Annotated in this window: 20 protein-coding genes; 13 read left to right on the top strand and 7 right to left on the bottom strand. The window is 48.6% G+C overall.

The window, feature by feature from the left end; all coding sequences use genetic code 11:
• Positions 1–37 precede the first annotated feature (37 nt).
• Entirely contained in the window at positions 38–1,108 is a 1,071-nt protein-coding gene (locus ACAN54_RS02205) for a ThiF family adenylyltransferase (protein ID WP_379151880.1), read from the top strand.
• Positions 1,109–1,220: 112 nt separating this feature from the next.
• On the top strand, positions 1,221–1,979 hold the full coding sequence (locus ACAN54_RS02210; RefSeq protein ID WP_379151883.1) for a winged helix-turn-helix domain-containing protein: 759 nt from the start codon (positions 1,221–1,223) through the stop codon (positions 1,977–1,979).
• A gap of 66 nt (positions 1,980–2,045) precedes the next feature.
• Here ACAN54_RS02210 and ACAN54_RS02215 read toward each other — a convergent pair whose 3' ends face one another.
• Both ACAN54_RS02215 and ACAN54_RS02220 read right to left on the bottom strand, forming a co-directional pair.
• A complete protein-coding gene (locus tag ACAN54_RS02215) occupies positions 2,046–2,552 on the bottom strand; it encodes a C40 family peptidase (protein ID WP_379151886.1) in 507 nt (168 codons plus the stop codon).
• A 282-nt stretch (positions 2,553–2,834) separates the two neighbouring features.
• Complete coding sequence (locus ACAN54_RS02220; RefSeq protein WP_379151889.1) at positions 2,835–3,476, bottom strand: thiamine diphosphokinase; 642 nt, start codon at positions 3,474–3,476, stop codon at positions 2,835–2,837.
• Between the two features lie 157 nt (positions 3,477–3,633).
• Between ACAN54_RS02220 and ACAN54_RS02225 the strand changes: the two genes are divergently transcribed.
• Positions 3,634–4,098: a low molecular weight protein-tyrosine-phosphatase gene (locus tag ACAN54_RS02225; RefSeq protein WP_379154102.1), complete on the top strand. Its 465-nt coding sequence runs from the start codon at positions 3,634–3,636 to the stop codon at positions 4,096–4,098.
• Positions 4,099–4,250: 152 nt separating this feature from the next.
• Here the strand turns inward: ACAN54_RS02225 and ACAN54_RS02230 are convergent, their stop codons facing one another.
• Positions 4,251–4,982, bottom strand: a complete 732-nt coding sequence (locus ACAN54_RS02230; RefSeq protein ID WP_379151892.1) for an alpha/beta hydrolase — start codon at positions 4,980–4,982, stop codon at positions 4,251–4,253.
• Positions 4,983–5,247: 265 nt separating this feature from the next.
• Here ACAN54_RS02230 and pdhA point away from each other — a divergent pair, with 265 nt between their 5' ends.
• The 8 genes from pdhA to ACAN54_RS02270 all read left to right on the top strand — a co-directional run bounded on the left by pdhA (position 5,248) and on the right by ACAN54_RS02270 (position 14,638).
• Positions 5,248–6,315: a pyruvate dehydrogenase (acetyl-transferring) E1 component subunit alpha gene (gene pdhA / locus ACAN54_RS02235; protein WP_379151895.1), complete on the top strand. Its 1,068-nt coding sequence runs from the start codon at positions 5,248–5,250 to the stop codon at positions 6,313–6,315.
• A gap of 15 nt (positions 6,316–6,330) precedes the next feature.
• Entirely contained in the window at positions 6,331–7,308 is a 978-nt protein-coding gene (locus ACAN54_RS02240; RefSeq protein ID WP_379151898.1) for an alpha-ketoacid dehydrogenase subunit beta, read from the top strand.
• Positions 7,309–7,423: 115 nt separating this feature from the next.
• On the top strand, positions 7,424–9,085 hold the full coding sequence (locus tag ACAN54_RS02245) for a 2-oxo acid dehydrogenase subunit E2 (protein WP_379151901.1): 1,662 nt from the start codon (positions 7,424–7,426) through the stop codon (positions 9,083–9,085).
• A 3-nt stretch (positions 9,086–9,088) separates the two neighbouring features.
• Positions 9,089–10,501: a dihydrolipoyl dehydrogenase gene (lpdA, locus tag ACAN54_RS02250; protein WP_379151905.1), complete on the top strand. Its 1,413-nt coding sequence runs from the start codon at positions 9,089–9,091 to the stop codon at positions 10,499–10,501.
• 189 nt (positions 10,502–10,690) lie between these two features.
• Complete coding sequence (locus ACAN54_RS02255) at positions 10,691–11,428, top strand: class I SAM-dependent methyltransferase (RefSeq protein WP_379154105.1); 738 nt, start codon at positions 10,691–10,693, stop codon at positions 11,426–11,428.
• 160 nt (positions 11,429–11,588) lie between these two features.
• Positions 11,589–12,383, top strand: coding sequence for a thymidylate synthase (thyA, locus tag ACAN54_RS02260; protein WP_379151908.1), 795 nt, complete (start codon positions 11,589–11,591; stop codon positions 12,381–12,383).
• Between the two features lie 41 nt (positions 12,384–12,424).
• Entirely contained in the window at positions 12,425–12,916 is a 492-nt protein-coding gene (locus ACAN54_RS02265; protein ID WP_379151910.1) for a dihydrofolate reductase, read from the top strand.
• Positions 12,917–13,150: 234 nt separating this feature from the next.
• Entirely contained in the window at positions 13,151–14,638 is a 1,488-nt protein-coding gene (locus ACAN54_RS02270) for a glutamate synthase subunit beta (protein WP_379151914.1), read from the top strand.
• A 100-nt stretch (positions 14,639–14,738) separates the two neighbouring features.
• Here the strand turns inward: ACAN54_RS02270 and ACAN54_RS02275 are convergent, their stop codons facing one another.
• Positions 14,739–16,736, bottom strand: a complete 1,998-nt coding sequence (locus tag ACAN54_RS02275) for a methyl-accepting chemotaxis protein (protein ID WP_379151917.1) — start codon at positions 16,734–16,736, stop codon at positions 14,739–14,741.
• Between the two features lie 540 nt (positions 16,737–17,276).
• Between ACAN54_RS02275 and ACAN54_RS02280 the strand changes: the two genes are divergently transcribed.
• Both ACAN54_RS02280 and ACAN54_RS02285 read left to right on the top strand, forming a co-directional pair.
• Positions 17,277–18,989: a proline--tRNA ligase gene (locus tag ACAN54_RS02280; RefSeq protein ID WP_379151921.1), complete on the top strand. Its 1,713-nt coding sequence runs from the start codon at positions 17,277–17,279 to the stop codon at positions 18,987–18,989.
• Positions 18,990–19,090: 101 nt separating this feature from the next.
• Complete coding sequence (locus ACAN54_RS02285) at positions 19,091–21,388, top strand: type IA DNA topoisomerase (protein WP_379151924.1); 2,298 nt, start codon at positions 19,091–19,093, stop codon at positions 21,386–21,388.
• A gap of 121 nt (positions 21,389–21,509) precedes the next feature.
• On the opposite strand, the gene ACAN54_RS02290 is transcribed toward ACAN54_RS02285, so the two are convergent.
• The 3 genes from ACAN54_RS02290 to ACAN54_RS02300 all read right to left on the bottom strand — a co-directional run bounded on the left by ACAN54_RS02290 (position 21,510) and on the right by ACAN54_RS02300 (position 24,144).
• Positions 21,510–22,244, bottom strand: coding sequence for a DsbA family protein (locus tag ACAN54_RS02290; protein WP_379151927.1), 735 nt, complete (start codon positions 22,242–22,244; stop codon positions 21,510–21,512).
• Between the two features lie 97 nt (positions 22,245–22,341).
• Positions 22,342–23,094: an HAD family hydrolase gene (locus ACAN54_RS02295; RefSeq protein WP_379151930.1), complete on the bottom strand. Its 753-nt coding sequence runs from the start codon at positions 23,092–23,094 to the stop codon at positions 22,342–22,344.
• Positions 23,095–23,226: 132 nt separating this feature from the next.
• Positions 23,227–24,144 (bottom strand): ArsR/SmtB family transcription factor, encoded by a 918-nt coding sequence (locus tag ACAN54_RS02300; RefSeq protein ID WP_379151933.1) that lies wholly within the window; start codon positions 24,142–24,144, stop codon positions 23,227–23,229.
• Between the last annotated feature and the right edge of the window lie 137 nt (positions 24,145–24,281).

Consider the following 24,281-nt stretch of genomic DNA (forward strand, 5'->3'; position numbering starts at 1 on the left):
TCTTAACCGGCTTTTAAATATATGGGGGTGTCTTGGAATGAACCACATGGAAAAAGATGAAGCACTAGCTGACCGGGAACGCGGGCGGAACGGCCGGTATTCGCGCCAGGTAAGATTCACCCCTTTTGGTGCAGAAGGACAGGCTGGCCTTGCCCGTTCCTGTGTGCTGATTATTGGAGTGGGTGCGCTTGGAACAGGGATTGCCGAGACTTTAGCCCGCTGCGGAGTCGGACGAATCATACTGGCTGACCGTGATTATGTGGAATGGAGTAATCTTCAGCGCCAGCAGCTCTTTACGGAAGAAGATGCCTTACAGCGGGTGCCCAAGGCAGCAGCGGCCAAGGCGAGGCTTGAACGGATTAACTCGGACATCGAGATTGAAGCCCAGGTGATGGATGTGCGGGCTGAAGAGCTGGAGAGTCTGCTTGCCGGTGTAGATCTAATCATGGATGGAACCGATAATTTCGACACCCGGCTGATTATCAATGATATGGCTCAGAAGCACGGCATTCCTTGGATTTATGGGGCTTGTGTCGGCAGCTATGGAATAACTTACACGATTCTGCCGGGTGAAACGCCCTGCCTGAACTGTCTGCTGGGGGCTGTCCCCCTTGGCGGAGATACCTGCGACACGGCGGGGATTCTTCCGCAGGCTGTGCAGCTAGTTACCGCAAATGCGACCTCAGAAGCACTGAAGCTGCTTGGCGGGCGCCGTGAACATCTCAGAGGCAAACTTCTGTCCTTTGATGTATGGCGCAATGAGCATCAGGAGATCGGAGTGATGGCTGCCAAAAAAGACAGCTGTCTTTCCTGTGGCAGTCATCCTGTTTACCCTTATCTGACAGCTGCTAATACAGAGCGAAGTGATGTGCTGTGCGGCAGGGATACGGTGCAAATCCGGCCAGCGGCCCGCCGGGAGCTGAATTTGCAGGAAACGGCTGCAAGGCTCGCTAAGCTCGAAAGCGGCAGGGTCGAGAGCAATGCTTATTTGGTTTCCTATACGGAAGAACCGTACCGGATGGTTGTTTTTGCCGATGGACGGGCTTTGATTCATGGAACCAATGAAGTAGCGGTTGCACGCAGTTTTTATCACCGTTTTTTCGGATAAAGAGGATATAAAAAAGCCATTCCATGGAATGGCTTTTTTGCTTTGAGGGAAATCTAAGCCTATACTGCAGCGGCTATGCCGTCGCAAGGCTGATTTGATGCGGGGGATAAAAGTGAATGAGACCATTGCTTGGTTTGTGTCCGGGCAGTCCGCAGATGCCCTTGAGGGCCAGGAAACAGGAGACGGCAAGGGAGAACACCGGAATCTGGTGCAGGCGGTGCGTGACCTCGGGTTAAATACAGCAATAAGCGAAGATCTCGAGAATCTTCGCTTATTGCTGACCAGAGTGGAGCCCGTATTGCTGATTGCTGAGTTGGATCATGCCGCAGAATGGGCGGGGTGGAGGTTGATATCGGATCTGAGGGACCAAGGGAAAAAAATTCCGGTGATGGTGATTTCGGGCGGAACGTATGGGGAGGCGGCGGCGGAAGCTTTTGGAGCGGGTGGTAGTGAATATATGGTGAAGCCTGTACATATCGGTGAATTCAAATGCAGAGTGGAAAATATTATAAGGCTTACTGGCTCCCGCCGCGACCGTTCATCCCTGCTGAAGGTGGATGGCTTGACACTTGATCCTACCCGCAGAGTGGTCCGCCGGGATGGAATGGAACTAAAAATGACGCCCAAAGAGTTTGATCTGCTCTATTATCTGGCTGAGAATGTGGGGGAGGTTTGTCCCCGTGGTGACATCCTCCAGCAGGTCTGGGGTTATCATTTTCATGCAGATACCAATGTGGTTGATGTCTATATCAGACATATCCGGCTCAAAGTGGACAAAGGCCATAAGAATAAACTGATTCATACGGTACGTGGTACCGGATATGTAATGAGGGCGCCGGAAGGCGCGCCACATGCTGATACCATACTCTGAACAAAGCCAACCGCTTTTTTGTCAATAGAGCCGCCGTAAAGCCTGAAAGAGATTCGTATAGAGCTGTTACAGAACGCGGCGCGCTTTCAGGTAGGTTCTTTTCCAGTTGCCGGAATTGAGATTAGAGATCGTTACACCGGGTGAGCCGTAAGTGTGAAGGATTTTGCCATTTCCCATATAGACAGCCACGTGCGTTACATTTGAACCGTTAGCTCTGCTGCCGCTGGAGAAGAATACCAAATCGCCTGCTTTCAAATTCGCTTTGGATACGGCTCTTCCTACTTTGGATTGAGCTACAGAGGTACGGGGCAGATTCACGCCGTATTTGGCGAAAATATATTTGGTGAAGGATGAGCAGTCAAAAGTTCTGGTAGATGAAGTGGATGCTCCGAATTCATAACGTACACCCATATATTTTTTGCCTAAATTTACGATATTTTGACCCGTTGAGGAAGACACGGATGCTGCAGCAACAGGTGCTGTACCTACTCCGGTTGCCATTAGAGTACTCAGTCCAATCGTTGTGCACATGCCTACTACAATTGCTTGTTTAACCCATTGATGTTTCTTCATGTTGTATTTCCTCCCATATAATATATAAATGTCTATCTTGTTGCCTGTTCGTAGTATAGCAGGTTATGAATCGCCTATTTTTTGGTTAGGGGACTTCAAAGCCTTGCGGGGATTGGGTTGAAAGCGGTTTATTAAAATCTCATTAAAAGTTACAAAATATTAATATTTTGAAGAGTCCACAACACAAAAAAGACGGAAAATCCCTTTGGCAGCAAGGGATTCCCGTCTTTTCCTTTTTGAATCAAAGGTTACAACGATGTCTCTTAATTTGTATGTATGACCTCAATCTTTGCTTTGAATAATGAGCAGTAGTCCGCTGTCTATAGATACAGTTCCGCTCTTATCCGATAATACGTTGCTTACTCCAAGGGATTGTCCCAGTTTTAGAGTGGCATTTGTTAAAGGATATTGAAAGCCCTCCAGCGTGATGCCGGTTACCTCAGGGGTCAGGGGCAGCAGGGAGACATAAGTATAGCCTCTATCCAGAATCTCGGTTTTGGAACCGGTCAATGTAATATAATTATGCGTGTCCATTACTGAACAACATACCTTGCGCTGCAGTGCTCTGGTCATCATTTGAATACTGGCAAGGGTATGATCAATGCGCGTGCCTGTTACCCCGAACAGCAGGATCGATTCCGGCTGGGTATCCAGTGCCAAATCAAGCGCCATTTCACTGTCGGTTAAGTCCTTGTCTATAGGATCGCAGGTTATGGTTCTTTTGCTTCCCGTTTGGATAAGTTTCAGGTCATCAGATGTCACGGAATCGAAATCCCCAACTGAAATGTCAGGAACGATCCCGTGTGAAACCAGGAATAAGGCTCCCCGATCTGCTCCAATTATGAAATCCTCTTCATCTAATAGTGACAAATAATGCGCCGACAGATCTCCACCGGCAAAAATAACAACCCGTTTGACTGGCATAGAGTACCTCCTGAATGGTGACTGTGTAGTTAGTTTTTCCAGACCCAGTATAATGCAGAACGAAAAGTTGTACAAATGATGCTCTCACGATAAAATAAATAGTGTACAAACTATTGTACTATATTAGAAGTAAAGAAATGTGCTGGAGGTGAGAAGGATCGTTAAGGTTCTGTTTGTATGTCTGGGCAATATTTGCCGCTCGCCAATGGCTGAGGCTGTTCTTCGACACAAAATCCTGGAGCGGGGGCTGCAAGAACAGATTGTAGTCGATTCTGCAGGTACAGGAGATTGGCATATTGGAAAAGGACCGCATGAAGGAACTCGGAATATTCTTGATGCCCATGGGATCAGTTACGAGAATATGAAAGCGCGGCTTGTAAGCAGTGATGATTTCGATGATTTTGATTATATCCTCTGCATGGATCAGTCCAATGGTGATAATGTTCGTAAAATTCCCGGTGGAGATAAGGCGAAGCTCCTGTTCTTCATGGACCTGTTGCCTGAGCAAGAACTAAGGGAAGTGCCAGACCCTTATTTTACTGGAAACTTCGGGCAGGTGTATCAGTTGATCAACGCTGGGTGTGATGTGCTTCTGGCTCAGATAATTAAGGAAAAACTCTAACGGAATGTTCGTTGAAAGTAGGGCTTATTCGGTTGCCTTTGTTAAAAAGAAAGGACAGGCACCGGTCTGCCTATCCTTTTGTGAAAGCGTCATCACGGGCAAAAGATACATATGTTCTTAAGATGTTCACTTTTTTGTCTTTCAAACCTGTTTTATTGGTTAAAGAAATAGAGAAGCGATTCTGGAAGCTCTTTCTGCCAGAAGCCCCAAAGATGGCGGCCGTCTTTTTCCCGGTAGGAAACGGTTGCTCCACGTGACTCCAGCAGAGACTTGGTATCCCGGTTCATCTGCACGAAATCATAGACGCCGGTATCGGTCTTATACTCGGTTTCCTGTAGCCCGACCACCATGTTGATATCGAGCCAGGATAGATCTTCTTCCTGTGCAAGGATTTCACGTGTCTGCGGATAGTAAGCACCGGAAAGACTCAATACGCGGCTGAACAAAGCGGGATAGGCCAGTGCGAGATGCAGCGAAACGCTGCCGCCCAGCGAATCACCGGCGATGATTCGTTCTTCCGGTGTGCGTCGGACCGGATAATTATGTTCAATAAAGGGTATAATTTCTTCGGCAAAGCATGAGAGGTACTGCTTAAACCGGTTGCCGAAAGGGGCGTATTCCTCTGTCCGGACGGCTACATTCACTTCTACTCCTACAATAATGAAGGGCTCAATCTCCTGCTCCAGGATCAGTTGTCCGGCAAGGGTCGCAATGCGGCCAAAATTGAAGAACTCTTCTCCATCCTGGCAGTAGACTACTGGATAGCTGAGCACCTCATTATAGCCTGGGGGGAGATAGATGCGCAGCTTGCGCTCTTCATTAAGATGCTCGCTCCATAAGGTTTGTTTCACAATTGTACGTTTCAGAAAAACAGGCTCACTCATAGCTGAATCGTCACCTTTCCTGTCGAATTTTGCATTAGTCTCTGGGTTGCGCTAAAATTACCCAAGCAGTGAATGTGTTAAATATCATTTACTTGCCGAATAATCGTCACTCTGTTATAGGATAATTTAGATCCTGTTATACATACAAAATTTATGAAAACATAAATTTTATGCGTATTTCTTTGACGAAACAGATAAAACAGGTGTATAATAATTCTATAACAGAGGACACTGATATTCAAATTTTTTTATTGAGGTGAAGATGATGACTAAAGTTCCTTACGAAGTGTATACAGAGGATGTGGAGGCCCTTTCGGTGCTTTCCCCCGATGGAGAAGTTATCAATAAGGATAAGATGCCTAAGCTGACCGATGATCAGCTGAAAGAAATCATGTACCGTATGGTATTTACCCGGACTTGGGATGACCGTGCAGTCAACCTTGGCCGTCAGGGCCGTCTTGGTTTCTATGCGCCGGTGTCCGGCCAGGAAGCTACCATGATCGGCAGTGAATTCGCCCTTCAGAAAGAAGATTTTGTATGCCCGGGTTACCGTGATATTCCACAGCTGGTGTGGCACGGACTTCCATTATACCAGGCTTTCCTATATTCTCGCGGACATCAGCATGGTGGACAGATTCCTGAGGGTGTAAACGTACTGATGCCACAGATCATCATCGGTGCACAAATTCTGCATGCCACTGGTATTGCAATGGGCTTCAAACTCAAAAAACAGCAGAATGTAGCAATTACCTATACAGGTGACGGCGGATCTTCCGAAGGCGACTTCTACGAAGGTATGAACTTTGCCGGACGTTTCAAATTGCCGGTTATCTTCTTCGTACAGAATAACGGTTATGCAATCACCACTCCGTTTGCCAAACAAACGGCAGCCAAATCAATCGCCCACAAAGCGGTTGCTGCAGGTATTCCCGGCATCAAGATTGACGGCATGGACATCTTTGCAGTTATTTCTGCAGTACAGGACGCTGCTGAACGTGCCCGCAAAGGTGAAGGCGCAACGCTGATTGAAGCTGTAACTTACCGTTTCCGTCCGCACTCTCTGTCTGATGACGCCAGCAAATACCGTTCCAAGGAAGAAGAAGGCCAGTGGAATGAGAAGGATCCGATTGCCCGTCTTGCCAAGTACTTGGAGAAGAAGGGACTCTGGACCGAAGAAGACACGCTGCGTGTGAGAGAAGAAGCGAAGGCTACTGTGAACGAACAGATCAAGAAAGCTGAGCAAACCGAAAAAATGACCGTTCCCGGCTTGATCGACAGTATGTTTGAGGTAACTCCGAAACATCTGGAAGAACAAAAAGCCGATTTTGAATAAGGGGGATATCAGGCAATGGCACAAATGAATATGAAAGAAGCAATCCGTGACGCAATGCGCGTTGAACTGAACCGTGACCCGGGCGTTTTGATCTTCGGGGAAGATGTTGGTAATGTAGGGGGCGTTTTCCGTGTAACGGAAGGCCTTCAGAAGGAATTTGGCGAGGATCGCGTATTTGATACTCCACTGGCTGAATCCGCAATTGGCGGTTTGGCATTTGGTCTGGGCGTGCAAGGTTTTCGTCCAATCGCGGAGATCCAGTTCGTCGGTTTTATCTTTGAAGCACTTGATCAAATCGTCGTTCAGGCAGCACGCCTGCGCTGGCGTTCCGGGGGCAGATTTAATGCTCCTGTCGTATTCCGCACTCCATTTGGCGGCGGCGTAAAAGCAGCCGAACTTCATACAGACTCACTGGAAGGTCTTATTGCCCAGAGCCCTGGGATTAAAGTTGTTATTCCTTCCAACCCATACGATGCTAAGGGATTGTTAATCGCCTCAATCCGTGATAATGACCCTGTCTTCTTCATGGAGCACTTGAATCTCTATCACGCATTCCGTGCCGAAGTGCCGGAAGGTGAGTACACCGTGGAGCTGGGCAAAGCTAATGTTGTCCGTGAAGGCTCTGACGTCTCGATCATTACTTACGGTCTGATGGTACATACAGCTACCAAAGCGGCCGATCAGCTTGAGAAAGACGGCATCAAAGCCGAAATTATCGATCTGCGTACGGTCAGCCCGATTGACATCGACACTATTGTTGCTTCTGTGAAGAAAACAAACCGCGCAATTGTGGTTCAGGAAGCTCAGAAGAGCTCCGGTGTTGCAGCAGAGGTAATCGCACAAATTAATGAAAAAGCTATTCTTCATCTGGAAGCTCCTGTGCTTCGCGTTGCAGGTCCTGATACTATCTATCCGTTCGCGCAAATCGAGGATTCTTGGATTCCAACCCCTGCACGTGTAATCGCTGCTGTTAAGAAAGTAATGGAATTCTAAAAATACATCTACCTGCCGTCCTTATATAAGGGCGGCCACCCGTTTCTGCATGATCTATATACAAATTAGCAGTTTTAGAAGTCATGCTCCATATAACTTTTAGGAGGTAATCAAGGTGGCAAAATTTGAGTACCGGTTCCCAGAGCTGGGCGAAGGTTTGCATGAAGGTGAAATTATCAAAATGCATATCAAAGCCGGCGATAAAGTGACCGATGACGATATCGTAATGGAAGTACAGAATGACAAGGCGGTAGTCGAAGTGCCTTGTCCAGTTAACGGCACAGTGCTTGAAGTCTTCACTAAAGATGGCCAAGTCTGCCATGTAGGTGAAGTTGTAGCAATTATTGATGCAGAAGGTGATGTGCCTGAACAGGAAGGCGGTCATGCCGAAGCGCAATCCACTCAAGAAGCGGATGCTGCCAAAGGGGGAGCAGATACAACTTCTTCTCCGGCAGCTACCAGCCCTGCAACTGGCGGAGCTTCCAACTTTGAGTACAAGTTCCCGGAACTGGGTGAAGGTCTTCACGAAGGCGAAATTATTAAAATGCATATCAAAGTCGGTGACAAAATCACAGACGATGATATTATCATGGAAGTTCAAAATGATAAAGCTGTCGTGGAAGTTCCTTCCCCTGTCAATGGTACTGTCCTTGAAGTGTTTACTAAAGACGGCCAGGTCTGCCGTGTAGGTGAAGTAGTGGCAATTATTGCTGCAGAAGGCGATGTTCCTCATCAGGAAGGCGGTCATACCGAAGCTTCAGCTGCACAGGCAACTCCTGCTGCAGCACCGGTTGCAGCAGCTGCTCCAGCTCCTAACCGGGATGTTCTGGCTACACCAAGTGTCCGCAAGTCTGCCCGTGAGCAAGGCGTTGATCTCGCAAAGGTGAATGGCACCGGCAAGAACGGCAAAATCACCCATGAAGATGTGGAAGCCTTCCTGAAAGGCGGATCCGCAGCACCTGCGGCAGCACCAGCAGCGGCGGCACCGGCTGCAGCTTCAACTACAACTGCTCCAGCCGCAGCACCAGCAGCTAAGACTTCAGCTGCTCCAGCCGCAGCTTCCGGCAATGTTAGTCTCGAAGAAGAACGTGTACCGTTCAAGGGTATCCGCAAAGCCATTGCCAATGCTATGGTTAAATCGGCATACACCGCTCCGCATGTTACTATCATGGACGAAGTCGATGTTACCGAGCTGGTAGCCTTCCGTGCCCGTATGAAACCTGTTGCCGAGAAGAAAGGCGTGAAGGTTACTTACCTTCCGTTTATCGTCAAAGCCCTTGTGGCAGCATCCCGTCAATTCCCTGCGCTTAACGCTATGATTGACGAATCAACCAATGAAATTGTCTACAAGAAATACTACAACATCGGTATCGCAACGGACACAGACAATGGTCTGATCGTGCCGGTAATCAAGGATGCAGACCGTAAGAGCATCTGGATGATTGCGAGTGCCATTACCGATCTGGCTGTACGCGGCCGTGACGGCAAACTGGCTCCGAACGAAATGAAAGGCAGCACTATTTCCATCAGTAACATCGGCTCCGCTGGCGGTATGTTCTTCACTCCGATCATCAACTTCCCTGAAGTGGCGATCTTGGGTACCGGACGTATTACCGAGAAACCGGTCGTTAAGAACGGTGAAATTGTTGCAGCTCCTGTAATGGCCCTGTCCCTGAGCTTTGACCACCGCATCATCGATGGTGCAACAGCACAGAACTTTATGAATTACATTAAGACCCTGCTTGCAAATCCTGATATGTTAGTTATGGAGGTGTAATAAATGGTAGTCGGAGACGCTTCAATCGAAATCGACACATTGGTTATTGGTGCAGGTCCCGGCGGGTATGTGGCGGCAATTCGTGCCGCCCAGCTCGGCCAAAAGGTCCTGATCGTGGATAAATCGGAACTCGGCGGCGTATGTTTGAACCGCGGATGTATTCCATCCAAAGCATTGATCTCGGCAGCACATCAATTCGAAGCTGCACAGCATGGTGAAGTTTTCGGAGTTACCGCTGAGAATGTCAAAGTAGACTGGTCTAAGACACAGGAATTCAAAAACGGTGTCGTTAAAAGAATGACCACAGGTGTAACCAGCCTGATGAAAGGCAACAAAATCGAGGTATTCAGCGGTGAAGCCATGTTCATCAGCACGAACGAAGCCCGTTTGTTCAACGAGCATGAGTCCCCGCGCTACAAGTTCAACAACTGCATTATTGCAACGGGTTCGCGCCCGATTGAACTGAAGCCGTTCCCGTTCGGCGGACGCATTCTGTCTTCGACAGAAGCGCTTGATCTTCCGGAAATTCCTAAGAGCATGATCGTAATCGGCGGCGGATACATTGGAGCAGAGCTTGGCCAAATGTACTCCAAATTCGGTACCAAGGTAACAATCATTGAAGGTCTGGACACTGTTCTGCCTGGTTTTGATAAGGATATGACTCGTCTGGTTGCCAAGAATATGGCTAAGACAGGTATCGAGATCGTAACCAATGCCAAAGCTGAAAGTGCAGTTCAGAACGACAAGGAAGTTACCGTGAAATACTCCGTAGGCGGAGAGTCCAAAGAAGTAACTGCAGATTATCTGCTGGTAACTGTTGGACGTCGTCCAAACACCGATGGCGAACTGGGACTGGATCTGATTGGCGTTGAGCTTGACGAACGCGGACTGATTAAGGTCGACCACCAGGGCCGTACGAATATCCCTAACATCTATGCTATCGGCGATATCGTTCCAGGCCTGGCACTGGCACACAAAGCTTCCTACGAAGGCAAGATCGCCGCTGAGGCCATCTCCGGTCACAAATCGGTTGTGGACTACAAAGTCATTCCAGCAGTTGTGTTCACTGATCCTGAATGCTCCAGCGTAGGTCTGACTGAGAAAGAAGCTAAAGACAAAGGCTTCAAAGTAAAAGCCGGCAAATTCCCGTTCGCAGGTAATGGCCGTGCGGTTTCCTTGAATGCTCCGGAAGGCTTTATCAAGATTGTCGCTAACAGCGAGAATAACCTTGTACTCGGCGCACAAATCGTTGGTATTGAAGCCTCCAACCTGATTGCAGAACTGGGATTGGCGATTGAAATGGGCGCAACGCTCGAAGACATCGCACTTACCATCCACGCGCACCCAACCCTTGGCGAAATCGTTATGGAAGCCGCTGAACTGGTTGAAGGACACCCGATTCACGTTGTGAAATAATAACTTAACATTGCTTTGCAAGCATACCCATAAGGATGTCTTCAAAAGCCTGAAATAGGGCTGATGAGACATCCTTATTTTGTTTCTGGGTACACCTTGGAGTGGATTGTGATAAAATTTAGGAAAAGCTTCATACTTGGTTGTGAGCGGTTTGCAACCTATGAAGAGGAGGACGTTATCGTGAATACCATGTCGTATGAGAAAGCCCGGCAGTATGCAAAATATCGGCTGCCATATTCCATTGAAGCCGCCAAGTTTGTCATTGGGGAGGCAGGAGTAAGCGGAGGTGCAGTTGCAGATATCGGAGCAGGCACAGGGCTGCTCACACAGCATTTTGCCGGTCAGGTTGCACAGGTATATGCAGTGGAGCCTGAGGATGAAATGCGGCGGCTGGCCAGGGAATTGATCGGCGGGCATGAGACTAACGTAGAGTACATAGCTGGTACGGCGGAGCAGACCTTTTTACCGGATCAGTCGGTGGATTTGATAGTTGCAGCCAACAGCTACCACCGCTTCCAGCCGGAAGCAGCCCTTAAAGAATTCGAAAGAATCCTGAGGCCGGGCGGCTGGCTGGCGGTCTTTTCCTATGCTGATGAATTTAATTTCCTTCGGGATAATATGAATGTTGGCAGAACCATAGAAGAATATTCTAAAAGGCTAAAGGAGACCAGGCATAGCCGGCCGCTGCAGTATTTCTATGGCGGTACTGAGCCGATTAAATATTTGTTTCCGCAGGAGCTGCATGAGCGTTGGGAGGAATATTGGGGTGCTGCAGCCTCAGGGATGGAAGCGCCGGATAAACATGAGGAATGGTTCCGTGATTTCCATACGGCGCATATGGAGCGTTTTGGGGGCCTGCAGAAGGACGGTGAGATTACTGTGAAATACAGCACTGAAGTCTGGCTGGGCCAACCGGATTATCGTTAATGAGTTTAACCTCCCACTATTTACATGTAGAGGGAAAACTATGTCCCATAGCAGTTCATGCGGTATGGAAAACAGCATTTTTCCTTCTTAACAAGTTACAAGGATGGTAAGGTCATGGTAAACTGATAGAAGAAAAATTGTGGAGAGGGGTGCTGGTTAATTGCGTAAATATTTGGAGTTACTTCAGGATATATTGGATCACGGCGCCTCCAAAAGCGACCGGACAGGAACGGGCACAATATCTGTGTTTGGCCGTCAGCTCCGGTTCGATCTGGCAGAAGGATTTCCGCTGGTGACGACCAAGCGTATCCATCTGAAGTCGGTAGTGCATGAGCTGCTGTGGTTTCTGAAGGGGGATACCAATACTTCCTATTTGAAAGAGCATGGAGTCTCTATCTGGGATGAATGGGCTGACGAGAATGGTGAGCTTGGACCCGTATACGGTTCTCAGTGGCGTGCTTGGGAGACTGCAGATGGACGCCATATTGATCAGATATCCGCGGTTATCGAATCGATTAAGAATAACCCTGATTCCCGCCGTCATATTGTCAGTGCTTGGAATGTGGGGGAGATTGAGCAGATGAAGCTGCCACCTTGCCATTTTGTGTTTCAGTTCTTCGTGGCGAACGGCAAGCTATCCTGTATGCTCACTATGCGTTCTGTGGATACCTTCCTGGGCCTGCCCTTCAACATTGCCAGTTATGCGCTGCTGACACATATGGTTGCCCAGCAGACAGGGCTTGAGGTTGGGGAGTTCATCTGGTCCGGAGGCGATGTGCACATTTATACAAATCATATGGAACAGGTAGCCACCCAGCTGGCCAGAGAGCCATTTCCACTTCCGAAGCTGGTGATCAAAAGAAAACCGGATAGTATTTTTGATTATACGTTCGAAGATTTCGAATTTGCTGATTACGTCTATCATCCGGGGATCAAAGCACCTGTAGCTATATAATGCCTGAACAGGGAACATAGTAAGAGTAGGGGGGGATCCATGTGAGCATTAGCATGATTTGGGCCATGGCCGCTAACCATGTGATCGGCAAGGATAATGATATGCCTTGGCATCTGCCGCGGGACTTTGATTATTTCAAGTCACAGACGCTTGGAAAGAGAATGCTGATGGGACGCAAAACCTGGGATTCCCTTGGCGGTAAGCCGTTAAAAGGCAGAACAAGCATTGTTCTCACACGGGACCGCAGCTTTGCTCCTGCAGGGGCTGAGGTTGTGCATTCACTGCAGGAAGCTGTAGCTGAAGGACAAAAGGACGATGAGTTAATGGTTATTGGCGGTGCAGAAATATACAAGATGATGCTTCCCTTTGCTGACAAGCTAATGGTAACCCGGATTGAACAGGAGATGGAAGGGGATACGGAATTTCCGGAAGTGGACTGGAGCCAGTGGAGAGAGATCTCCAGTATTCAGGGAATTCGGGATGAAAAAAATCCGTATGATTACCGTTTCTTTGTTTATGAGCGTTCGGTTTAATGAAAAAGCGTTTTCTCTGACACAACATGTGAAATAGTACAAATAATCAGCAGATTAGTCCATTACAGTGTGAAAGTATTGGATGCTACTATAATTATTAAAATTACAAATGCTAAAGGTTAAAGTATTATAGAATGTGCAGGTACTTCATTGCGCTGAAAACATAGGGATGACGCAATATGTTACAATGTACTATACATCAACACCAAGAGATCGGATGGGGGAATCGTAAATATGTCTACACCTACTGGATTTATGGAGTATAAGCGCCAGCTCCCAGGTGATCGTGATCCTGAGCAGCGCGTAAAGGACTGGGAAGAGTTCCATCATCATTTATCCGAGGACGAGCTTCGGACACAGGGCGCACGTTGTATGGATTGCGGAACTCCTTATTGCCATACGGGCATTGATATGAGCGGCGGGACATCAGGATGTCCGGTTCACAATCTTATACCAGAATGGAACAACCTGGTGTACCGTGGATTATGGAAGGAAGCGCTGGAGCGGCTGCACAAGACGAATAATTTTCCCGAATTCACCGGAAGTATTTGCCCTGCTCCTTGCGAAGGCTCCTGTACTGTCGGACTGATCGGACAACCGGTTACCATCAAGACCATTGAGCTGGCGATTATTGATAAAGGCTTTGAGGAAGGCTGGGTTGTGCCGAATCCTCCAGAGAAGCGCACAGGCAAAACCGTTGCCATCGTAGGCTCAGGACCAGCTGGTCTCGCCGCTGCGGCGCAGCTGAACAAAGCCGGGCATACGGTTACAGTGTTTGAGCGCAGTGACCGTATTGGAGGATTACTGACCTACGGCATTCCAACAATGAAACTCGACAAACGAGTGGTTCAGCGCCGCGTGGATCTGCTTGCTGCTGAAGGTGTGAAATTTGTGGTTAGCACTGAGATCGGCAAGGATATTCCTGCACAGCAGCTGGTTGATGAATTTGACGCAGTCGTATTGTGCGGCGGTGCAACCAAAGCCCGCCGTTTCAATGTCGAAGGCAGTGAACTCAAGGGTGTTATGTATGCGATGGATTATCTGAACGGAACGATCAAGAGCTACCTAAATTCCAATCTGGAAGATGGAAACTTTGTATCTGCTGAAGGCAAAGATGTAATCGTGCTTGGGGGCGGTGACACCGGTTCTGACTGTGTAGCTACATCCTTGCGTCATGGCTGCAGCAGCATCACCCAGTTCGGCACACATGACAAAGCTCCGCTAGAACGTGATCCGATCGCTAATCCTTGGCCGCAGTTCCCGAATGTCTATACTCTGGATTATGCCCAGCAGGAAGCCAAAGCATTATTCGGTGATGATCCGCGCGAGTTCTCCATCATGACAACCAAATTCGTTGGTGACGAGGATGGAAATCTGAAGGAGCTGCATACTGTTCAAATCCGCCGGATGGTGGATGAGACCGGCCGTAAGATCTATCAGCCCGTTCCAGGAACAGAAGCTGTATACCCGGCACAGCTCGCACTGATTGCTATTGGATTCGACGGACCGGAGCAGGATATCATTGAGGAACTGAAGCTGGACACGGATCGCCGCAGCAATGTGAAGGCCCGTTATGGCAAGTTCAACACAAATGTGGATAAGGTGTTCGCTGCCGGGGATATGCGGCGTGGACAAAGCCTTGTGGTATGGGCAATCAATGAAGGGCGCGAAGCCGCTCGTGAAGTAGATAAATATTTAATGGGCTCGACTGTCCTGGTGTAAGTCGGACAACACAGCCGAACAAAAGCCGTCTCTTCCGCATCATGCGGGAGGGACGGCTTTTTAAATGTTTATTCTTATATTTCCTTCAACGGACGGAAGTTTAAGCCTCTAACTTGAACCGTTCGACCTTCTGCTGAAGGTCGGTTGCCATCTTGGATAGCTCCGTGGAGGAGGCGGCGATCTCATCCATGGAGGCCAGCTGCTGCTCCGTAGCCGCTGTAACATTCTGAAAAGCATCGGATGTTGAACGTGCAATATTGGAGATTTCCTGTACAGAGGCTGCAACCTCTTCCGCACCGGCAGACATCTGTTCAGTGATGGCAGAAATATCATGAATTTGTCCATTGATTTTGGCTGTTGACTGTTCAATGCTGAGGAATGCTTCTTTTGCTTCAGCGGTGACTTTAATGCCAAGCTCAACATCAGCAGCGACGGTATGATGGATGGCTTCGTAAGTAAGGTCAATAAGCTCGGTCATCTGCTCAATGGTTTCCTGGATGTTGCCCGCGGTAACTTTGGACTGGTCTGCCAGCTTCCGTACTTCTGAAGCCACTACTGCGAATCCACGGCCGTGTTCGCCTGCACGGGCTGCTTCAATGCCAGCGTTCAGCGAGAGCAGATTGGTCTGGATGGCTATCGTTGAGATGGCGCTGCTCATCGCTGAAACTTGACTGTTCAATCCATTTAGCTGTCCGATCAGTTCAGAGGATTGATGGGTAGAATGACGAATGGCATCCATTTGTATGGTCATCTGTTCGATTGTGCGGCTGCCTGTGGATACGTCGGCTTCGGTGTCGGCCGAGGAATCCACAATGGAAGCTGCAGCCTCAGCTATTTTTTGAATGCCTGAAGACATTTCTTCCATGGCCCGGGCAGTTTCAGCCATTGCTGCGGTTTGCGTCTCGGCACCGGCAGATGAATCCTGTACTAGTTCAGCAACATAACTGGTTGCTTTGGAATTCTCTTCGGTCGTGGCGGTTAGCTGCTGGCTGGACGAGGCGAGCAGGCCCGAAGTATCAGAGATATCGACAACGATACTACGAAGTGAGTCAACCATTAGATTATAGTTCTGGGCCAGCTGTCCGATCTCATCGGAACGGTTAATCTGGATCTGTTCATTCAGATAACCCTCACTTACCCGGCGTGCAGAGCGGTTAAGGCTGAGAATTGGGCGGGTAATGGCCCGGATAATGAAATACATCATGCCCAAAGCGATAAGCAGTGCGGCTCCCAGAACCATGAGTCCATTGTATAAAATGGGCATCGAAGCGTCGGAGAATTCCTGAGTGGAGAGCACACCGACAATTTTGAACCCGGTTGTTTTGTCAGTAGTATAGTATCCATGCATCAGTAGTCCTGTATCCGGACTGGTGTACTGTAAAAGGCCGCTGTCTTTGTCTAGCAGCTTGATAATGTCAGGAGCTACGTCTTCGCCAGCCGCTTTGACGGGATGGGAGACAAATTTATGATTGCCGTCGACTATGTAAATATAGCCGTTTTTGCCAAGCGTGATCTTGTTAACCATTTCGCTCAAATGTTTAAGGTTAAGAGAACTCGTGACTGCACCGTTGCCATCTTTAAGTGATTCTGAGATATATAGGTTGTAATTCCCTGTGGTCGCAGATATAAATGGGTTAATAATTGTAATCTTACCAGCATTCTTCATAGCAGCCTTATACCAATCTCTGGTTCGCGGGTCATAATCCTTTTTGCCGCCGTTAGGAGACTTCATCCAGGCACCATTGTTATTGCCGAGAATAAGGATTTCAAGCTCAGGATGCTCTTTCATGAATAAATCCATCAGCGCGCGGGCCTCAGGTTTTTGGATATCGATATCACTGGAGATGAATTGCTGGCTGAGCTGTTGCACATTACGTGCAGCGGCATTTACAGTTTCATTAATGGTTCCTTGCAGGATTTCTACACTATCCCGGGTTGAATCCTGTATTTTAAGTTCCAATTGCTTCTTGGAACTCGAATACGAAAAGTAGCTTACAAGCAGAATGGGGATGACTAACATTAGGGTGAACATTAACATGAGACGTTTCTGCAATGATCTGGATGATAATTTTTGAATAAGCTGTTGGACCGGTTTCATATTGGTGGCTCCCTCGTGGATACGCAAAATGATCTATGGATCTCTGCGATACCGTTCTTTGACTAACTCTAATGTATTTCGGTTGTTTGGCACATTTATTTCATATCTAATCCAATTTATGAGAAATATTTAATTTACACTTTTCATTCTTTGGTGTTTCAGCTCTGTTTTACTGGAGAAAAGCTTTAAAACTGAATATACTGACTTGACGTTGTTGGTAAAATCAGATAGATTAAAAACATTCTTCATATCGAAAAGCATTGACCGAGGATCTATGTTTCCAGGATCGTTAGAACAGAGAAGGGATTCACCGGCTGAAAGGTCCCTCAAAGAACGAGCGAAGCATATCCTGCCTTGGTAGCTGCAGCATCTTATGCTGCCGGAATCGGCCGTTATCCGCATTGAGGACTGTCAGGTGTATGCACCTGCGGTTGAATTAGGGTGGTATCACGACACATTCGTCCCTGACGGATGTGTCTTTTTTGCGTTGACCATAAGGAAAATGAAATTCACTTATACACATAAGAGAGGCTGATTAGTATGCGCCACAGCAATTTGTTAGCAACAACTCTTCGTGAAGCACCGGCGGAAGCAGAGACCATCAACCACCAGCTGCTGCTGCGTGCAGGATACATCCGTCAGCTGGCGGCTGGAATTTATACTTATCTCCCTCTGGGACGACGGGTATTACGTAAGATTGAGAATATTGTGAGGGAGGAAATGGACGCTGCCGGTGTGCAGGAAATACTGATGCCTTCCATGCAGCCCGCCGAGCTCTGGAAAGAATCGGAACGTTATGAGGTGTATGGTAAGGAACTGATGAAGCTGAGGGACAGGCACGAACGTGAATTTGTACTGGGACCGACACATGAAGAGGTAATTACATCTCTTATACGGGGGGAGATCAGTTCGTACCGGAGACTTCCGGTCACGCTCTATCAGATCCAGACCAAATTCCGCGATGAGCGCCGTCCCCGTGCGGGATTAATGCGTGGCCGGGAATTTCTGATGAAAGATGCATACTCTTTTGATACAGACTGGGATGGGCTGGATGTCACATATGCAAAGATGTATAAAGCGTATCAGCGGATTTTTGAGCGTTGCGGACTTACTTTCAAGGCCGTGCAAGCAGATGCCGGGGCTATCGGTGGCGAAGGTGAAACCCATGAATTCATGGCTTTGTCAGATATAGGCGAGGATACGATTGCTGTATGCTCTTCCTGTGATTATTCCGCTAATCTGGAGCAGGCCGAAGTATATACAGGAGATGGGGAGGTTCACCGTAAAATTGACATTCTTCCTGCAGCGGTAAAATTTCATACTCCTGGGATTCGCACCATTGATCAACTGGAACAGGAACTTCAAATTGCACCTGAGCAGGTAATAAAGACGCTTATTTATCAAGGCGGGGACAAAACCTTTGCCGTGCTTGTTCGCGGGGATCATGAGGTGAATGAGATTAAGGTAAGGAATTATATGGGAGTTAGCGACATTGCCCTGGCCGATGTTGAAACGGTTCAAGCGGCCGCAGGAGTAGAGAATGGGTATGTTGGGCCGGTAGGACTCCCGCTAACCGTGCTGGCCGACAGGGCAGTAGCTGCAATGACATTTGGGATTACTGGAGCCGGGGAAAAGGACTACCACCTAAGTGGAGTAGTGCCTGGCCGGGATTTCGAGCTTTCACATGTTGGGGATTTCCGCACAGCTAAGGAAGGGGAACGCTGCCCTGTTTGCGGCAATGGCGTCATTCATCTACAGCAGGGGATAGAGATTGGGCATATCTTCAAGCTGGGGACAAAATACAGTGAGAAGCTGGGGGCATCATTCCTGGATGCAACCGGCAGAAGTAAACCTGTGATTATGGGCTGCTACGGTATCGGAATCTCGCGTCTGCTGGCTGCGGTGGCTGAACAGCATTACGACGAGCAGGGGCTGATCTGGCCCGTGGCGCTGGCACCTTACAAGGTACACATCCTACAGTTATCTTTTAAAGACGAGGTGCAGAGGGCTGTTGCAGAAGTGCTGTATGAACAGCTTACACAGCTTGGTATTGAGACCTTGCTGGATGACCGGGATGAACGGGCGGGTGTGAAATTTAAAGACTCCAGCCTGATAGGCATACCTGTAGCCATTATTGTCGGCAAGGCAGCGGGAGAGAACAAAGTGGAGTACATGGACCGGAGATCGAACAGTAAAGAGCTGATGGACATTACAGAAGCTGTATCCCGTATTGTTCCCTGGCAGATCGGATAACCAGACAAAGTTTCCTGGAATACGTTAAAAAGCGGCAGACTTAATGGTATAATAAACTACTGGACGTATTTTGGAAGAATGAGGCTAAGGAGCGAATCTTTTTGAAGACACTTATTATTGCGGAGAAACCGGATATGGGGCGGAATATCGCCGCCGCAATAGAACCGAAGGCCAAAAACTACCGTTCTTATCTAGAAGGTGAGCAGTATATCATTACTTGGGCTATCGGTCATCTGATCGGCCTGGCCGAACCGGAAGCGTATGACTCAAAGTACAAAAAGTGGAATATCAATGACCTGCCGATTATCCCGGAGGAGTTCAAGCTGGTGCCGAATGCGCGTACTCTCGATCAGCTGAGGGTGATTGGGGAGCTGGCTAAGCGCAGCAATCTGCTGGTGAATTCCTGCGATGCCGGGCGCGAGGGGCAGCATATCTTTTCACTGATTCAGCGGCATTTGAAACTGGCACAGCCCGTGAAGCGTCTATGGATCTCTGATCTGACCCCGGAAACGATCCGCAAAGGTTTTCAGGAGCTGAAGGACGGATCGGAATACGAGAACCTGACTAAGGCTGCAAAGGCACGCAGTGAAGCGGACTGGCTGATTGGAATGAACGGCTCGCGTGCTTTTACCACTAAACATAATGTACTGCTGTCGGTAGGCCGGGTACAGACCCCTGTGCTTGCGTTGATTTATGACCGGCAAAAGACAATTGAAGCTTTTGCCTCGCTGAAATTTTTTGAAGTCGAGGGGCATTTTGCCCAGCATGAGATGAATTACAAAGGTATGTGGCAGGGTGAACGGATGACGGATGGAGCCAAGGCGGAAGCACTTGCCGCCAAGGTGAAAGGCAAACCGGCACGGATTGCCTCCTACGAGGTGAAAGAAACAAAGGAATATCCGAACAAACTGTATGACTTGACGCTGTTGCAGCGGGAAGCTAATGGTAAATATGCGTTTTCCGCCAAAAAGACGCTTGATCTCGCCCAGGCGCTCTACGAAAAGCATAAAGTAATCTCCTATCCGCGTACGAATTCCAACTATGTGACCGAGCAGAATATTCCGGAAATGCATAAGACGCTGTCTGCGCTCCAGGGAACGGCCTATGACGAATGGGTCAAAGGTGCGAACCGGAACCTGGTGCATAAGGGCAACAAATTCATCTGTAACCCGTCCAAGGTAGAGGATCACCATGCCATTCTGCCAACGAACCGCAAGGCTTCCGGATTAAGTGCCGATGAAGCCAAGCTCTATGATCTGATTGTCCGCCGATTTCTCTCGCAGTTCTATCCGGCTGCGGAGTATAAGGTGCATACGGTGATCACCGAGGTGGAAGGTGAAAACTTCAAGACAACAGTCAAGGAGCTGCTGAGTCTGGGCTGGAAGGTCATCTACGGGGATCAGAAGAAGGACAAGTCCAAACCGGCTAAAGGCAAAGGCAAGGAAGACGAGGAGGAGGAGGAAATCGAGGTAAGTGAGCCATTCTCGATAGATCCCAATGCTGAGGTTCATTGCAGTGATGCCATTGTGAAAGAGAAGGACACCCAGCCGCCCAAGCATTATACCGAAGGCACGCTGCTGAAAGCGATGGAAAGTGCGGGCAAGCAGATTGAAGATGAAGAGCTCCGCGATGCAATGAAAGATTCAGGGCTTGGCACACCAGCTACCCGGGCAGCAACCATCGAACGGCTGAAAAATGTAGGGTATGTGGAAATGCAGGGTAAAAAAATTGCCATTACCCAAAAAGGCCGCACCGCGATTGAATTAATCCGTGGAGCGGGTGTTGAACTGCTGACTTCCCCGGAAATGACGGGTCAGTGGGAGCGCCGACTGAATGAAATTGCCCGGGGAACCGCTGCGGACAGTCAATTCATGGCGAATGTGAAGCGTTTTGCTTCCATGATCGTGGATAAGGTCCGTGTGCAGTCCCGGGCGGACAGAACCTCCTTCGAAGGGGAGACGCCTTCACTTGGCGGTGGAACCAAAAGCCGTAGCACTGCAGGCTCCCGGACAACAGCCAACAAGGCATCAACACCAAGGAAACGTAGTGGGGAAGAGGGAAGTGCAACTGCAGCAGTGAAGTCTTCCCGCAGCAAGCAGACTGTAGCAGATAGCAGTACGGATAACGGTCCCAAGGTCATCGGATCTTGCCCTCGTCCGGGCTGCGGCGGTATGATTTTTATGGGCCGCAAAGGCTACGGCTGCTCCCATTACAAGGAAGGCTGCAAGTTCGTAATCTGGAAAGAAACCTATGGCCGGTCGCTTACGGATTCTCAGGTGAAGGCGCTGATCGAGAAGGGACACACCGGCAAGCTTAAGCTCACAGCGGAGGACGGCTCATCGCTGGAGGGCAAGCTGGTTCTAAAGAACAATGATACAGGCCAGCTCGAAGTAGAGTAAGCTCATCAACTGCCGACCACCCGAAGCTCGCTTGTCTCATCTATAAGCATTACCAAAGAGGATGCGCTCCAGTTGCCAGGGTCCCTGGCCGGATCGCATCCTCTTCTAGTTATTTATGAAATTATTGGGCAGAGGACAGGGCGGAATCAATAGCGGCAGTCAGCCCCTCATAGGAGGAGTCAGGCAGCAGCTCTCCATTAACCATAAACTTCGGCGTACCGTTCACACCATAAGAGCCGGCGATTTTGAAGTCTTCTTTTACATCGTACATATAAGTCTGGTTCTTGAGATCCTGCTCGAACTCGCTATAGTTAAGGCCTTCGATGTTCTTTTTGACGAAGCCTAGAATGAATTTTTGGGTAGCCCATATTTTGCTCTCATCACCCTGGTTCGCGTATAGCTTATGCACATACTCCCAGAACATCTCATTGCTCTGCTTGTAGATGGCTTCACCGGCACTGGCGGCAAGATAGGAGTCACGGTCGAGAAAAGCAAAATTCATGAAAAAGAACTGTACTTTGCCGGTATCCACATATTCCTTGATGAACGTATCCAGATAAGCGGCGGTCCACTTTTTACAGGCAGGACATTTGAAATCAGCGAATTCGATGACCTTCACTGTGGCTTTTTCGCTTCCCAGATGCGGCTGCTTTTCGTATTTGAGCCCGTCCACAACGATGGTTCCTTTGACATCTGTGTAGTTCGGGAGTTTGTCGAGTTCGGCTGTTTCGCCGGATTCGCCTCTTGTAGTGACAAAGACAAGAACACCGATCAGCAGAATGACAACGATCCCGAGCAGCATGGGCAATAATCGTCTGGTAGTCGCTGTGTTGTCAGGGTTTGTTCTTTTATTCATTATTAACCTCCTGCGTGGGATGAAAATCTACTCAAACAGTATAATCATCCTGCTGCAGGCTGCATATGTCATTTGTAACAAGGGCTCTCCCGGGACTTCAGCCGTGGCTCTTATACTGTACTGCAGACCGGATAACCGGAGGCACTTCACTAATGGAGGAGATTGTAAGAACGGACTGCTGCATCTCGCGCTGCAGCTCAATGAGATTGTATAGCCATTCATTCTGTTGCTTTAGATAGATGCTGTTGATACCCGCTGTAACAGCCGGAAGCACATCCGTGCGCAGAGAGTTGCCGATCATCCATGTGTTTTTGCGGTCAAAGCTGTGCGTACTCAGTATATTCTCCAGCGACTCGACATTTTTATGCTGGCGGATGTAGATCCTGTCATCAAAATAAGCGTCTAGCTTCATCTGCTCTATTTTGCGCTGCTGGATGGTATCATCGCCTCCGGTGTATAGGTAGAGGGCATGACCGTCTTGCTTCAAGGTGTCCAGGGTTTCAACCATTCCCGGGTAAGCCTCGACCTCCTGATCATACACGCTCATCCCGAGTTTCATCAGCTGCTGTTCATGATAAGGGTCAGCTGGGCGGCTGTATTTGATGCAAAAGAAACGGTAGGTTGCAATGAGGGACTTCGGAAAATTATCGCTGGCGAGGCCGCTTGTGCTTACAGTTTGCACATCAATTTCTACTTGTTTGCTGCGGAATTCAGCGGTAGTCGCGCCGTATTCACCGAACCACTCTGACATCAGCTCGAAATATTGCCCCAGAATGAGGTCGAAGTATTTGTTGCAATGCACCAGGGTATCATCAAGATCAAAAATCACTTGCTGTGTCAAATATTTCATAACGTTCACTCCTAAAAGTTTTGAGAGCAGTTGCTCCTTGATCGGCTTCGTTCAAAACTTGCTTCGGAAGCATAGTCTAAGTTTTGAGAGCAGTTGCTCCTTATCTGTATCTCTTCCTGTACTGTATACCTATTATAATCGGATATATGACTCCAGAAACATCTGAAGCTCCGAAGCGCCGTCCGGCCTAATACTGTATCGTTCCGTGCCTTCACCCCGAAGATGCACTCGGAGCAAGCCTGCCACACGCAGAATGAGCAGGTGATGCATCAGCATTTCCCGGGATTGGTTAAGTTCGGACTGCATTTCCCATAAAGACTTAGGCTCGTGGGCAATGAAGCGCAGCATTCGCAGCCGGGTCGGGTCCGAGAGGGCTTTGGTCAAGCGGAGCAGTACAGTTGGCGGCTCATCTTCACTGTCCAGAGGTACATCGACAGGATACTGGACCAGCATCATTGTTTTGTAGAAGCAATAGGTATTGATCGGCCGGTTATGGATGGTGGGAAGCAGCACGATGGTTTCCAGCTCTGGGATGTCCTCCATAACCATTCCGCCGGAAGCATATTCAATCAGCGCCACGATATCCATTTTACTCTCCAGCATTTTTTTCTCGGCGGCGTCTTCGATCATCAGCGGCAGAATCTTTTGCTCCGTATGGCGGAAATACTGCTCGTACCATAGACGCAGGAGCGGGGTGTACCCATATTTTATCCTTGCACATTCTTCAAGATTGAATGCCTGGAAAAAAGGCGATGTGCGCTCGAAGCATTCTTCCAGCGTGCAGGCTTCAAGATCGTCGAGGAATTGCGTCACCTTGGAAGCCGGGCCTCTGCTGTATGCCCATGCGTATAGAACATCATAATCCTCAAAAGGCCACTCTGCGGCCTGACGCAAAGCGGAAATTTGCAGTGGGGCTATGCGGCTGTCTACATCACGGATCCAGTCAGGTCCGATATCAAGATTGGAAATCCATTTTTTAGTCACATATAACATAAAACTGTCCAGCAGTTCATATACCGGCGAAACATCAATTTCTAATTTATAGTTCATGAAGCTTGCACCCCCAGGAAATCGGTCACTTCTATTATTATCTCTTGTTTTGAAGAAGGTTGTCCACTATAATGTTCCGTGTTTGCCAGGGCGGTGTCACTACCACAATCATAGAATTATATAGGAGGATTCATCTG

The sequence above is a fragment of the Paenibacillus diazotrophicus genome, from assembly GCF_042610465.1.